The sequence below is a fragment of the Prevotella marseillensis genome, assembly GCF_900625065.1.
GTDB lineage: Bacteria > Bacteroidota > Bacteroidia > Bacteroidales > Bacteroidaceae > Prevotella > Prevotella rara.
This window is the reverse complement of record NZ_UYXY01000001.1, coordinates 48,990-64,290: the sequence shown is the minus strand read 5'-3', so window position 1 is coordinate 64,290 and position 15,301 is coordinate 48,990. Positions and strand designations below refer to the sequence as shown.

The following is a 15,301-nucleotide window of genomic DNA, read 5'->3' as shown; positions in this document are numbered from 1 at the left end:
AATTGTTTATCCCATAATAAATATCAAACGGAAATTACCAACTTTTATCATAATAGATAAGATACCCTTTTAGTCTAAAAACTAACTTATTTACGACTAAAAACTCGGTCACTTTTGATACAAAAGTGGCCGAGTTACGACTCAAAAACGATAGGTTAACAGTTTGAAACTTACACAACACATTTTGCTTACAATCAAGGTTGATAATATTTCTCTTTTACGCAGACATTAAGCATAAGGATATATTTTACTTTCAATTTTTCGCCCTTGTAATTTAACTGTCTTATTTCAAAGATTTTCATATAGCCTAAATATGTCATTACGATCCGCCAGGCAAGTGCGCTCATGCGAACATACTCAGGCTGACTCCTGCGCAAGAGATTCCTTTAGAAATGCGATGCTACGGAACGCCGGAAAGGGATAAAACTGAAAAAAGGGTAAAAAGATTTAATAATGTGAACATTGCGCCGGAATGAACATTTTGGACTTAATAAAGCAGAAATAAAGAATGGGGTTTCAAAAAAATTATATAACTTTGCAGTCAAACACCATGCCGCGACACTGTCGCTGCTGACACGGCATGAAAACACATACGACAGCCTTAGCCGGAAAGACCGCAAGACGGCCACAAAAGCGACTTACGAACAACTGTTATATAAAATAAAAACATTATGGCAACAACACCAGAATTCAAGTACGCCCCGATGTTCCAGATGGGCAAGGACGACACAGAGTACTATCTCCTCACGAAAGAGGGAGTGTCATTAGGCGAGTTTGAAGGCAAGCCTATACTGAAGGTAAGCCCCGAAGCACTGACCATGCTCACAAACGCTGCCTTCCGCGACGTTAACTTCCTGCTGCGCCGCTCTCACAACGAGCAGGTGGCCAAGATACTTAACGACCCCGAAGCAAGCGACAACGACAAGTATGTAGCTCTGACTTTCCTGCGCAACGCCGAAGTTGCATGCAAGGGCAAGCTGCCTTTCTGCCAGGACACAGGTACTGCCATCATCCACGGCGAGAAGGGACAGCAGGTTTGGACTGGCTTCTGCGACGAGGAAGCTCTGTCGAAAGGCGTATACAAGACATATACAGAAGAGAACCTGCGCTACTCTCAGAATGCTCCGCTGAGCATGTATGAGGAGGTTAACACACGCTGCAACCTGCCTGCACAGATAGACATCGAGGCCACTGAGGGCTGCGAGTATAAGTTCTTGTGCGTGGTTAAGGGCGGAGGCTCTGCCAACAAGACATATTTCTATCAGGAGACAAAGGCAAGAATACAGAACCCGGGCACGCTGGTTCCGTTCCTGGTTGAGAAGATGAAGACTCTCGGCACAGCTGCTTGTCCTCCTTATCACATAGCTTTCGTTATCGGCGGTACATCGGCTGAGAAGAACCTGCTGACAGTTAAGCTGGCTTCTACTCACTATTATGACAACCTGCCTACAACAGGCGACGAGACAGGACGTGCATTCCGCGACGTAGAACTGGAGAAAGAGCTGCTCGAGGAGGCTCACAAGATTGGACTCGGAGCTCAGTTCGGCGGCAAATACTTTGCTCACGACATACGCGTTATCCGTCTGCCGCGCCACGGCGCATCATGCCCCATCGGTCTTGGCGTAAGCTGCTCTGCCGACCGTAACATCAAAGCTAAGATCAACAAGGACGGTATATGGATTGAGAAACTTGACGACAACCCAGGCGAGCTGATACCTGAAGAGCTGCGCAAGGCTGGCGAAGGCAACGCCGTTAAGATAGACCTCAACCAGCCAATGAGCGAGGTTTGCAAGATTCTGTCACAGTATCCTGTATCTACACGCCTCAGCCTCAACGGAACAATCATCGTTGCACGCGACATAGCACATGCCAAACTGAAGGCACGTCTTGACGCAGGCGAGGATCTGCCGCAGTATTTCAAGGATCACCCCGTACTCTATGCCGGTCCGGCAAAGACTCCGGAAGGAATGCCTTGCGGCTCAATGGGCCCGACAACAGCCAACCGTATGGATCCGTATGTAGACGAGTTCCAGGATCACGGAGGCTCTATGGTAATGATAGCAAAGGGCAACCGCACACAGGTTGTTACCGACGCCTGCAAGAAGCACGGCGGTTTCTATCTTGGAAGCATCGGCGGCCCGGCTGCAGTTCTGTCTATGAACAGCATCAAGAGCATCGAGTGCGTTGAGTATCCTGAGCTTGGCATGGAGGCAATATGGAAGATTCAGGTTGAAGACTTCCCTGCATTCATCCTCGTTGACGACAAAGGCAACGACTTCTTCAAACAGCTGAAGCCGTGGACTCCTTCATGTAAATAATAATTTTTTCTAATATATTTTTCATTTTCCAGGCAGATTGGACGTGATGTCCGGTCTGCCTTTTTTGTGCATTCATGGCATGCATGGCTGCAACGGAGCCACACGCAGCTATATTGTAAGCCAAAACGACGATTAGTCCGCATATAGCTTAATTCCACAAGAATGCAGATACATTCAGCAGGCTGCAGTTTTTCTATTTTCTTCCTACCGGCTGTTGTTTCAGAATATAGCCTGATATGCCGGAAAATAGGCAACGACAATACAGCAGAATGCCAATAACAGATATAGGATTAAGGCAAGAAAACTGCGCCATACGCCTAAGCACAATGAGCCAAAGAATGGCAAAAGATGATGAAGATGCAAAAAACAAGAGGCTGCCCGGAACGAATCCGAAGCAGCCTCTATTATTTTATTGTAAGTAAAAAAAGTTTACCACGCAATGCTCATGCCAAGCGCAAGGCTTGCATTAGAGCTGAGCGGAATGCCCTCCTTGCTGTTCTTGCCGAGGACATGGTCCATTCCGATGAAAAAGTTATAGCCTTTGGGATGAATGTTGAGCACCCAGCCCATGCTTGTAGTGAAGCTGTTGACAGCAAAGTTTACGCCGCCGTCGAGCCAGCTCAGCGGAGTCCAGTTGGCGCTGATGCGTCCTTCTGTCCATGTGTAGGCTCCGTTGATGCGCGTGCTGCTCAATGCTCCGAATGTTATTTTGCGGTAAACAGGCAAGTTATATTCAGCACCGACGTTTACGGTTGCACCTATTCCGGTTGTACGTCCGCCCTGGTCGCCGTTGTCTCTGAGGTTTACAAAGTCTGTAATCTGGTCGCCATAGCTGTCGAGCTGGTCGTCGATGGTTGACCCGTGGTCGCTCGAAACAGACAAATCGCGGAAACCGCTGAACTCAAACTTGTCGGCTCTGTTAACGGCCTGCATGTCGTTGCTCCAGTTGATAAAACCGAGATCGAGCACAGCAGCATTGACAGTCCAGTCGTCGTTTATCTTGTAGACACCTCCGAGATCGATGGCCATACCGAAGCCTCCGATGCCTGCGCCGTCAACATTAGCACTGTTTATCTTCTCATATTCACCCTTCGAGGGGTCGTTATACTCTGCTGTCTCCGACTCATAAGTGAATCCTTTCATCGATACATCTGCAGTAGCCGTTCCTGATATTATCCACTTGTCGTTTGAAGCCAGGTCGGCCTTAACATCCTTGAACAGGAAGTCGGCACTGGCTACGCCCAACAGGAACTTCAGCTTGGCGCCCACACGCAGCTTGTCGTTAATCTGACGAGAATGGCCAAGGCCGAGCTCGACATACGACTTGGCGCCTACGTTGATGTCGCCGATGTTATAAGTCTTGTTGCCTGTGTTCTTTGCAAACTCGAACAGCTCGTAAGGCAACGACACGCCAAACGATGTCTTAGACGACAGCGTGATGGTGTTATATCCGCCGAAAGCCTTAAATCCGGCAGAAAGCAGCGTTACGCCTACATCGCCGACAATGCGGTTGTTGCCTGTGCTAAAGCCTTCGAGAGCCTCTGAAGCAGAGATATAAGGGTTCATGAATGTTGTCATCTTCTTTCCGCCCTCGATGCCATACATCGGATTATGCAGCACAACATCCTGATAGCCGAAGTTTCCGTGCAGTCCGACGTTGATATTTCCGAGTGCAGGAATAGACACATAGTTCTGCTCGTTGCCGTAAGCAGGGTTCATTTCATGACGGAAATTATAGTCTTCTGTATAGTAGGCCGAGTTAAGTTCCTGAGCCATGGCGCCGCTGCATGCCATAAGCATTGAGGCTGCAACGATAGCCTTATTATATATTGATTTCATTTTTGCCTGTTGTTTTTTTTATTAATTAAAGTTGCCTATCAGTTTTCCCACAAGTTTGATTTTAATTTCGTCAACCTTGAGCGAGTGCTTCTGTGCGTTGAGCGTAATGCCCGTAACGGCTCCGCTGGCACCGTTGGCCTTGCCCGACACGACAAACACGATACCGTCGAGCTTCTTCATTGCGCCTCTCTTGCTCTGGCTAATCTTTATATTAACAGGCGAAACTGTTTCAGTCACTCCGTCTTTAGATGCCTCTACTGTACCCTCTACTTCAACAGAAAGCTCGTCTGAACTGATAGCATTGCCGTCGGCGTCAACAGGCACTGCTGTGATAGACATATAAGCAGGCACGCAGCTCTTTATGCTTGCATCAAGATTGATATACGAACCTTCAGCAAGTTCAAAGTCCTCAATGTCGTCGTTCCATCCGTCAAGCGTGTCGCGATATTCTATATTGGCATTCTCGCCAAAGGCGATAGGAGCGTCTACCTTGTAAACCGGCTGCACCGTGTAGTTGCGTCCGAGCTCAAAGCGATAGTCGTTCTTGCTGTCTGCCGTTGCATTGGCAGAGAAAGTGATGTTGTCAGGTATAGTCTCGATAAGTTTAGACAGACTCTCGTTTACGATGACATGGTCGAAGCCGGTAACGCCTTCAGCCCTGCGGCATATGCATACAGTTGAGGTTCTGTTGGCATCAATCGGAATATCATTTACGTTCACCGTAGCCAGGAGCTGACCGTCCTTAAAAGACTTTATCACGCCGTCAAGCTTGCCGGGCACGCTCATGTCGCTTGTCATGGTGAGCTTTATCTGCGGATTATACAGGTCGACAACCACATTGCCGCCAAGCAGAAAGTCTGGAATGCCGCTAACGGTTACGCTGCCGAGGTCGTTAAGCGCAATCTCAGGGTTAAACTTACCCGTAGCTGCATTAACAACAAAGCTGCTCATGGTCATTGTACTGCTTATCTTCTTGCCTGTAGTGCTGCCTGCACCTGCATTGATACTTGTGGCCACGGCCTTGATATAGACTTTTCCGTCCATCATAATCTTGCCGCCAGAAAGTTTAAGCGAGCCGTATGTGGTGTCTTTTTCCTTAAAGTCAAGAGAAGTTACGTTTGCTGTTATAGTAAGGTTCGACGAAGTTGAAACATTCTTAAGCGTCAGCTCTGATCCAGACATCGTATATGCATGACCGCCGCAATTAACGTCAGACAATGTCATAAACGCCGGAAGGGCAATGACAATCTGGTCAAACTGGCTTACAACAGACCTTACGTCGCTGAAGTTTATCTGAAGATTTACAGAAGAACTTACCTCAGCGTCAGACAAATCCACCACCTCTTCTGGCTGCTTGCCTTCATAAGTAAATGCCTGAAGCCATCCGTCAGCCACAAGACTTTCGCCTCCGGCACGGGTTGCACGGCTGCGACGGCGCGAACCAGAAGGCGTAGAGAACACAAGTTCAACATCATTAGAAGTCGACGTCTGCTCAGCAACAGTAATCTTATCAATAAAAGGATGAACCGGGGCTACATCGGCACCATCCAGACGGAATACGTAGTCGCCGGTCAGTTCGTCTTCAATAACACTACCATTCTCTTCCAGTTCCAAAACATCCTTCAACGGGATAATCTCTGTTGACATCGAAGGTATCTCGAGACCATCGCCTCCTATACCTATTGTTGAGTCAATCTCATTAAAATCATAGTCATTATCCGTACATGCGGAAAATCCTAAGATTGCGGCCGTTCCTAAAAGAAGGAACAGCTTAGATGAAAAAGTTCTTTTTCTCATTAGTTCTTTTTATTGGTTTATTTCTTCTTATCAATTTATTTAGGAAACAATTAACATTCTCAATATTAATGCAAAATATGCCTGCTTTTTACCGACAAAATTATTTCATACCTATTTTTTAATACCTATAAACAGCGTTTGTTATAAAAGATGTGCAAATTTAATAAAAACTTTTTAAAACAATGCAACTTTTAAACCACTTTATTTTACCAAAAGAACATCCTACAACAGACTGAATACATTTTCACTTTATCCGTAATAATATAACACGCAATATGCACAAACAGCAAGAAACACTAAGTATGATAAAAGTCAAAGACACATTGGCGCACCAAAGAAAACATGAATTCTGAGCCACAAAAGCGACAGAATAACGAAGATATGACAAAAGAGGGACACGCTTTTTAGCCACAAAAAATGGCGGCTAAATGTTAGCCGCCATTCCCTTTAGCAAAAGCGATAAGGAGTAATTATAAAAAACATCCGTATCAACAAACTGCATTTACTTTCTTTCCCCTTTCATCTTAAATAAAAAACATCAATCTCAAATCAAGTGCTTACATCTTCAACAGACTCCTCATCACTTCAAGGGCAATTATCACAAATCATCTTTTTTCTTACTTTATCAGATTGCTCTGATTGTTGCATATTTTTGAGACCGCCAGATAACTATTTGTATCTGTTCTTTTTCTGCCATAAATATACGAATAAAATTTCATATCACAAAATTTTACGCTTAAAAAATTGCTATTTTTTTATTTTTTATCCATTCAGCCGTCAAAATATCATGATTATTTACATTTTTGAAACAAAAACATTACAATAGAGTTGCATGTTAGTTAAAAAAGCCTTAACTTTGCCGCCGGTTTACAAACGGTAGATTAAGGGGTGCCTGATAAATTGCAGGCTGAGATTAAACCCTGGAACCTGATACGGGTAATTCCGGCGTAGGGATAAACGGCCGAACTAATTTGTTTTTTGGTCTAAAGGATTTAAGCATAAGAAAGTATGCCCCTTTTTGTGTATTTAATTATTAGTTTTTTAATGAAACGTCATTTTTTTGTTGCGGCAACATTGTCATTGGCATTAACCAACGCAACAGCAGCTAACGAAACAGGAAAGACAAAGGCAGACTCGGTAAAGACCGTTGCACTGCAGGAAGTTCAGGTATTGTCTACACGTGCAGGCGAGACAACGCCTATCACGCACACCGACATCAGCAAGTCACAGATAAAGTCGATGAACTACGGCAAGGACGTACCGTTTATCCTATCACTTACACCTTCGGTAACGACAACTTCTGACGCAGGAAACGGCATCGGATACACCAGTATAAGAGTGCGCGGCACCGATCCTACACGAATAAACATAACAGCCAACGGCGTTCCAATCAACGACTCTGAGAGCAGCAACGTCTACTGGACCAACATGCCCGACTTTGCATCGAGCGTTGAGAGCATGCAGATTCAGCGCGGTGTGGGCACATCAACCAACGGTGCGGGTGCATTCGGCGCCACGATAAACATGCAGACCGAAAACATCGGCGTGAAGCCTTTCGGCGGAATAGACCTCTCTGCCGGAAGTTACGGCTCACACAAGGAAACGTTCCGCTTCGGCACAGGACTTATCAACGGTCACTGGGGCTTCCAGGGACGCCTTTCCAACGTTGGCAGCGACGGCTACATCGACCGCGCATCGTCGAAGCTAGACTCTTATTTCCTGCAGGGCGGATATTTCTCAGACAACACAGTGGTAAAGTTTATCACCTTCAACGGAAAGGAAGAGACATATCATGCATGGAACTATGCTTCGCTCTACGAGATGAACCTCTACGGCCGCAGATACAACTCTTGCGGATATATGTACACAGACGAAGACGGCAACATGCACTTCTACGACAACCAGATTGACTATTATCATCAGCAGCACTACCAGTTGCTCTGGAACCAAATTCTGTCACGTGAACTGAGCCTCAACGTGGCCCTGCATTACACAAAAGGCTTCGGCTACTACGAAGAATACAAGGACGGAAGAACACTGGCCGAATATACTCTGACCAACGATTGGAGCAAGACGAGCGACCTGGTGCGCCGCAAGCAGATGGACAACGACTTCTACGGAGCCATAGCATCACTCAACTACAACAACCGTAAGGGTCTGAAGGCAACAATCGGCGGAGGCTGGAACAAATATGACGGCGATCACTACGGCAACGTGCTGTGGGTGAAAAACTTCGACGAGGACATAGAGCCTAACCACAAATATTATGACAACAACGCCAAAAAGACTGACGGCAATATTTACGGAAAGGTAAACTATGAGTTCATAAAGGGACTCAGTGCATACGTTGACCTGCAGTACCGCCATGTAAACTACAAGATGAGCGGACCGTGCGACGCATTCGACTACGACACATACAAGCAGATTGTGTTCAACGAAGACAACTCGTTCGACTTCTTCAACCCGAAAGCCGGAATATTCTGGCAGATGAACAACAACCATCAGGCCTACGCCTCGTTTGCCATATCTCACCGCGAGCCGACACGTAACGACTACGAGGACAACCTTGGCGAAGACCTCAAGGCAGAAAGGCTCTACGACTGGGAACTTGGCTATAAGTTCACCACGAACAGATTCTCTGCCGGAGTAAACTTCTACTACATGACTTACAACGACCAGTTTGTGCTGACCGGAGAACTTAACAACATAGGCGAAATGATAGCACGCAACGTGGGCGAGAGCTACCGTATGGGCGTTGAGTTGCAGGCAGCATGGCAACCTGTCGACTGGCTGCGCTGGGACGCCAACGCAACATGGAGCCGCAACAGAGCCAAGGACTGGCACATAACACTGAGCGACACGGGCGAAAGCGTAACGCTCGGCGACACACCACTGTCATTCTCGCCCGACTTCATCTTCAACAACATCTTTACGTTCAACTGGAAAGGACTTAGCGCATCGCTCCAGAGTCAGTATATCGGCGAGCAGTATCTCACCAACACCGGCATAAAGAGCTACATAAGCGAGAACGAGAACGGAGGCAACGAGGTCAGCATGATGATTGACAGCTACTTTGTAACCAATCTTGACCTTTCATATACATTCAAGCTGAAAGGTCTGAAGAGCATAACCCTCGGCTGCACTGTATACAATCTGTTCAGCGAGAAGTACATGAACAACGGATGGTCTGCCCCGGGCTACAAGAAGAATGCAGACGGCAAGGTAATAGCCTACACTGAAGACGACGAATACGAAACGGGATATGCCGCACAGGCCCCGATAAACTTTATGGCTCATCTCAGCCTGACGTTCTAACAACAGCAGCTGCAAGATGGACTTCAATCAGTTTATGTCACAATATTGGCTCGACATCGTAACAACGGTGTTGGGCCTTATATACATCTGGCTCGAATACAAGGCCAGCATAGCCCTTTGGATTGTAGGCATAGTCATGCCGGCTCTCGACGTGTGGCTCTACTGGACTCACGGACTGTATGGCGACGCAGGCATGGCTGTCTACTACACCGTTGCAGCAATCTACGGCTATGCGGTATGGAAATTCGGACGCAAGAAGGGTCAGAAAGAAGGAGAAGATATGCCCATCACTCATTTCAGGCGCTCATTAATCCTGCCTGTAACGCTGTTTTTCTTCGCGGCATGGGCATTAACGTGGTGGGTGTTAGTAACCTATACCAACAGCACCGTGCCCGTTACTGACGCCTTTACCAACGCCCTGAGCTTTGTAGGCCTGTGGGCTTTATCAAGAAAATACATCGAGCAATGGCTCTTCTGGATTGCCGTTGATGCCGTGTGCGCATATCTCTACATCGGCAAGGGCATACCCTTCAAGGCTTCGCTCTACGCTCTCTATGTGGTAATAGCCGTAATGGGCTACTTTAAGTGGAAGCGGATGATGCAGCAGCAGTCACAGCCGGCATGATTTCCAGCAGCATCACCCTACCCCATATTTGCCTCATCCATCCCATTTTTCCCATAACTCCCATTCAAAAGAAACAGCAATGCAGAACTTTCTGATAACAACATCCTTCGCCCCCGATGCCGTGATTATCGGCAACGGCAACTTTCCCACTGCCGAAATTCCGCTTGCGGCCATAAGTAATGCACGTTATGTATGCTGCTGCGATGGTGCGGCTGCCAGCTATATCTCACGCGGCTTCGTGCCCGATGCGATAGTAGGCGACGGCGACTCACTGGACGAAGTGTTCAAGGAGAAATACCGCGACATACTTCACATCATAGATGAACAGGACGACAACGACCAGACCAAAGCCACACGCCACTGCCTAAGCATGGGTTTCATAAGTATTGCATACGTGGGAGCAACGGGAAAGAGAGAAGACCACACATTGGGCAACATCAGTCTGATAGAACGCTACAGGAACGAAATGGGCATAGACGCGGTGATGCTAACCGACCACGGCTACTTTGTCGCTGTCGAAGGCGATGCTGAGTTTGAGACCTTCGCCGGTCAGCAGGTCAGCATATTCAACTTTTCTTGCAGCAGGATAGAAAGCAGCGGACTGAAATGGAACTCTTACGCATACGGCAGCTGGTGGCAGGGCACTCTCAACGAGGCCACAGGCAACAGCGTAAAGTTCTGTGCCGACGGCCGCTATCTGGTGTTCCGCACTTACAAGGGAAAGATTTAGCATAGGCTTAACGGATAAGAACGGAACTTCTGTTTCATTTATGTGGATATTAACACAGCGGGCGGACAGTCGATAATGACTGTCCGCCCGCTGTGTTTTTTATGAAGTCGGCAACCAAGACATTCCTGTCTGTGCCTGCCATGTGTTCAGACACATATCCTTACCATCCGCCGCCCAGAGCCTTATACAGGTTCACCTTTGCCAGCTGACTGTCCAACAGGGCATTGCTGAGTCCGATCTGAGCATCGAGGTAAGTACGCTGGGCATCAAGCAAGTCCATATAGCCGATGGCTCCGTTTACATATTGGACAAGAGCAAGCGACAATGCCGTCTTCGACGAGTTCTCCAGGTCGTAGCGTGTCTTGTATATTTCCTTCACCTTATTAAAGTTGGCTATGGCATTATATGCATCCTTGAAAGCCGTCAGAACAGCTTTTTCGTATGCATAAGTAGCACGCTCGTATGCAGCTTTTGCTGCTCTGTGGCGAGCCTTGTTCTTGCCCATGGCAAAAATCGGCTGAAGCAGGTTGGCGCTCAAGAAGTGGTAAGGCGAGCTTAACACTCCTTTCAGGTCGTCGCTTTCAGTTCCGAGATATCCTGTCAGCGTTATGTTCGGGAACATGCTTGTGTATGCAACGCCCACTTTTGCGTTTGCCGCAATAAGCTGCTGCTCGGCTTCGCGCACGTCAGGACGCCGTTCCAGCAGCGATGAAGGCAATCCTACAGGCAAACTGTCAGGAAAGACAACCTCCTGTGGCAGCGTCGAGCGCTCTATGCGGTGCGGATATTCGCCCGTCAACAATGCCAGTTCGTTTTCCTTTGTAGTTATCTGCAGTTCAAGGTCGGGCACGAGTGTCTCCGTCCTTGACAATTCCACCTGAGCCTGTCGGTATGTAACCTCAGACGTCAGTCCGCCTTCATATCGTATGCGCGCAAGATGTTCGCTTTCCCGGCGTGCCGTTACGGTCTGATGTACGATTGACAGTTCGTTGTCGAGCGCCACAAGTTCATAATATGTCTGTGCCACCTGCGCAATGAGGCTTATCTGCAATGCGCGCCGGTTTTCTACAGAGGCCATGAGTTCGGCAATGCTTTCATCATGTGCCCAGCGCAGTTTTCCCCAGAAGTCGAGTTCCCATGACATTGCAGCCTTCAGGTCAAACTGGTTACTGTTGCCGTGATGTTCTCTTTCCTTCTCGGCGTAGATCTTAGCTCCGAACGCAGGAAACATATTAGCATAGTTTATACGCTTCATCTCTGCCAGCTCTTTTATCCTGGCTGCCGCCATCTGCATGTCCTTGTTGTAGACAAGAGACTTGGATATGAGGCTTTGCAGGATTGTATCCGTGTAAACCTCTTTCCACGAGATGTCGGCCATGGATGTCGAGTCTGTGTTTTCTTCATCAGACAGTGCTGCCGGCAGTTCTATATTCGGACGTGTGTATTTTCTGCCTATCTGACAGGCAGACAGACTTATTGCTGCCGTTAATATCAGCGCATGTATTATGTATTTTAATCCGTGTCTCATAATTTATTGTTGCTGTGCTATCGCTTTTTGTTCCTTGTTCCCTTTCTTAGCCTGCAATCTGTTTTTGGCTTTATATATTGTAATGAAGAAGAATGGAATAAGCTGTATTCCTATGAAGACGGCAGCCAGCATTCCGAAGAACACACCCGTACCGATAGCCTTTCGGCTGGCAGATCCCGGTCCTGAGGCAAGCACCATAGGGAGTATGCCCAATATGAATGCGAACGAGGTCATAAGTATCGGGCGGAAGCGCAGTCTAGCTGCGTGCAGCGTGGCTTTGAGGACATTGACGCCCGCGTCGGTTTCATCCTTGGCAAACTCCACAATAAGTATGGCATTCTTAGCCGCAAGTCCCATAAGCATCACAAGTCCGATCTGGAAGTATGTGTCGTTTTCAAGTCCGCAGACTGCAATTCCGATGTAGGCTCCCAATGCAGCAACAGGCAGCGAGAGCAGCACCGCAATAGGTATGCTCCAGCTTTCATACAGTGCGGCGAGGAACAAGAAGACGAAAATGAATACCAGCGAGAGTATTATTCCGGTCTGTCCTCCGGCCTGTTTCTCCTGATATGACAGTCCGCTCCACTCCAGTCCGATATTGTCGGGCAGATGCTCCTTGACAAGTTCCTCCATTATCTCCATGGCCTGTCCTGAACTGTAGCCCTGTGCGGCCGTGCCTCGTATTATTGCCGTGTTGAACATGTTAAAGCGCTTTATGCTGCCGGGGCCAGTGGTATATTCGGTGTTGCCCAGCGCAGTCAGCGGAATCATGTCGCCGTTTGAGCCGCGGACGAAGTAGAGACTTATGTTGTCGCGGTGCTCTCTGTATGGGGCTTCAGCCTGTATGTACACTCGGTAAATGCGGTTGAACATGTTGAAGTCGTTGACATACACCGATCCCGTGTAGGCTTTCATTGTTGAGAACACGTCAGCCATCGGCACACCGAGCATCTTCACCTTGTCTCTGTCAACGTCAAAGTAAAGTTGCGGAATTTCTGCCTGCAGCGATGACGACAGACCTGACAGTTCCTTACGCATTGAGGCATAGTGCATCAGCGTGTCGGCAGCGTTCACCAGGTCGTCATAAGTTGCGTCGCCGTGAGCTTCGAGCTGCATCTCGAATCCTCCCGACGTACCAAGGCCGGGAATTACAGGAGGAGTGGACAGATAAAACTTACACTCGGGATATTCCGACAGTTCACGGCCCACGCCGGCCATAATGTCCTCTATTGTATTATCGTCACGCTCTTTCCATTCTTTCAATATAACGGTGAGCTGTGCCCTTGTCTGGCTTGTTCCGACGCGCGGGCTCGATCCTGTTACGTTCTGCACATACTCCACAGCAGGATTCTTCATCAGGAAGCTAACCGCCCTTTCGGTTACGGCACGTGTGCGTTCGAGAGTTGTTCCTTCAGGCATTTCCAGTTCCACGGTGAAGTATCCCTGGTCTTCCGACGGCAGGAAGCTGGTAGGCGTAAGCTTGTTGAATATGAATATGGCTATCAGAATCATGCAGAACCCTATGCCTACACGACGGGGATTCTTGATTATTCTTGATATTCCGGCTAAATATTTGTTGTTGCCAAGGTCGAGCCACCTGTTGATAGCCGTGAACACCTTGTTCTTAGGCTTGTTTTTGTCCGTGGGCTTGAGTATCAGAGAACACATCACAGGGCTGAGCGTGAGCGCCACTACCGTAGAAAGCAGCACAGAGATTACGATCGTTACACTGAACTGGCGGTACAGCTGTCCTGTTATGCCAGACAGGAAACTAACCGGCACAAACACGGCTGCCAGGACAAGCGACGTGGCAACAAGCGCTCCCGTAAGTCCGTTCATGGCCTTCTTGGTGGCTTCATACGGACTGAGATGCTCCTCTTCCATTATGCGCTCCACGTTCTCCACGACGACAATGGCATCGTCTACCACAAGGCCTATGGCAAGCACAAGGCCAAGCAGGGTGAGCATGTTGAGCGAGAAGCCCAGAATCAACATGAAGCCGAACGTTCCTATCAGTGAGATCGGCACGGCCACAAGCGGGATGAGTGTGGCACGCCAGCTCTGAAGGAAGAGGAACACGACGACGATAACGAGTACAAGTGCTTCAAACAGAGTCTTGTATACCTCGTGGATCGACTCCGATATGTATGTCGTCATATCGAACGGTATCTCGTATTTTACACCCTCAGGGAAGTTGTGGCTTATCTCCTCCATTGCCTTCTTCACATTCTCTGCCACTTCCATCGCGTTTGCACCGGGGAGCATGTATATGCCGAGCACGGCAGCATTGCCGCCGTTTATTCCACTTTCGGTATTGTACGACTGCGCTTCGAGAGAAACGCGGGCAACGTCTCTCAGGCGTATGAACGAACCGTCGGCATTGGCCCTCAGTACGATTTCCTCAAACTGGCCAACAGAAGACAGACGTCCTTGTGCCGTGATGGGTATCGTGAAGTCGAGTCCCTTTACGGGCTGCTGGCCCAATACGCCGGCCGCCGACTCGCGGTTCTGGTCTTTCAGGGCGTTCTGCACGTCCTGCACCGTAAGGCCGAAGCTTGCCAGTCGCGCGGGGTCAAGCCATATCTGCATGGCATAGTAGCGGCTGCCCACGTTAGACACTCGCCCCACTCCCGGTATGCGCCTCAACAGGTCGACCACGTTGAGTGTGGCAAAGTTGCTGAGATATATTTCGTCAAACTTTTCATCGTTTGATGTCAGACAGATAGTCATCAGCTGGCTTGCTGCCTGCTTTTCTATCTCGATGCCGTTCTGCACCACCTCGGCCGGCAGACGCGACTCTGCCAGTTTTATGCGGTTCTGTATTTCCACAGCCGACAGGTCGGGGTCGGCAGAAATGTCAAACGTAACTGTCGCCGAGAACGAACCTGAATTGGAGCTGTTTGACTCCATGTAAATCATGCCAGGAGTTCCGTTCAGCTCCTGCTCTATAGGCGTGGCCACAGCCTGCGACACCGTGAGCGCGCTGGCTCCCGGATAGGAGGCGCTGATCTTTACCACCGGAGGCGTTATTTGCGGATACTGGTCTATGGGCAGCATTGTCAGTCCGATAAGTCCAACAATGACTATGAGGACTGATATTACTATCGAAAAGACCGGTCTGTCTATGAAGAAGTTTACTTTCATCTATT

Annotated in this window: 8 protein-coding genes and 1 riboswitch; of the genes, 4 read left to right on the top strand and 4 right to left on the bottom strand. The window is 48.4% G+C overall.

The window, feature by feature from the left end; all coding sequences use genetic code 11:
* The first annotated feature begins 671 nt into the window (after positions 1–671).
* Positions 672–2,318 (top strand): fumarate hydratase, encoded by a 1,647-nt coding sequence (locus tag EJL04_RS00260; protein ID WP_021853299.1) that lies wholly within the window; start codon positions 672–674, stop codon positions 2,316–2,318.
* Positions 2,319–2,747: 429 nt separating this feature from the next.
* On the opposite strand, the gene EJL04_RS00255 is transcribed toward EJL04_RS00260, so the two are convergent.
* Positions 2,748–4,157, bottom strand: coding sequence for a DUF5723 family protein (locus EJL04_RS00255; protein ID WP_125103806.1), 1,410 nt, complete (start codon positions 4,155–4,157; stop codon positions 2,748–2,750).
* Positions 4,158–4,178: 21 nt separating this feature from the next.
* Positions 4,179–5,954 carry a hypothetical protein gene (locus EJL04_RS00250; protein WP_125103805.1) on the bottom strand — a complete coding sequence of 592 codons (1,776 nt, stop codon included), beginning with the start codon at positions 5,952–5,954 and terminating at the stop codon, positions 4,179–4,181.
* Positions 5,955–6,828: 874 nt separating this feature from the next.
* Positions 6,829–6,925: riboswitch (TPP riboswitch) on the top strand.
* A 73-nt stretch (positions 6,926–6,998) separates the two neighbouring features.
* On the opposite strand from EJL04_RS00250, the gene EJL04_RS00245 reads away from it, so the two are divergent.
* The 3 genes from EJL04_RS00245 to EJL04_RS00235 all read left to right on the top strand — a co-directional run bounded on the left by EJL04_RS00245 (position 6,999) and on the right by EJL04_RS00235 (position 10,624).
* Positions 6,999–9,269: a TonB-dependent receptor gene (locus tag EJL04_RS00245; protein ID WP_125103804.1), complete on the top strand. Its 2,271-nt coding sequence runs from the start codon at positions 6,999–7,001 to the stop codon at positions 9,267–9,269.
* 16 nt (positions 9,270–9,285) lie between these two features.
* A complete protein-coding gene (gene pnuC / locus EJL04_RS00240; protein ID WP_053397431.1) occupies positions 9,286–9,894 on the top strand; it encodes a nicotinamide riboside transporter PnuC in 609 nt (202 codons plus the stop codon).
* Positions 9,895–9,973: 79 nt separating this feature from the next.
* A complete protein-coding gene (locus EJL04_RS00235; protein ID WP_125103803.1) occupies positions 9,974–10,624 on the top strand; it encodes a thiamine diphosphokinase in 651 nt (216 codons plus the stop codon).
* A 160-nt stretch (positions 10,625–10,784) separates the two neighbouring features.
* Here the strand turns inward: EJL04_RS00235 and EJL04_RS00230 are convergent, their stop codons facing one another.
* Both EJL04_RS00230 and EJL04_RS00225 read right to left on the bottom strand, forming a co-directional pair.
* Positions 10,785–12,152, bottom strand: coding sequence for an efflux transporter outer membrane subunit (locus tag EJL04_RS00230; protein ID WP_125103802.1), 1,368 nt, complete (start codon positions 12,150–12,152; stop codon positions 10,785–10,787).
* A gap of 3 nt (positions 12,153–12,155) precedes the next feature.
* Positions 12,156–15,296 (bottom strand): efflux RND transporter permease subunit, encoded by a 3,141-nt coding sequence (locus tag EJL04_RS00225; protein WP_053397428.1) that lies wholly within the window; start codon positions 15,294–15,296, stop codon positions 12,156–12,158.
* Positions 15,297–15,301: the final 5 nt, after the last annotated feature.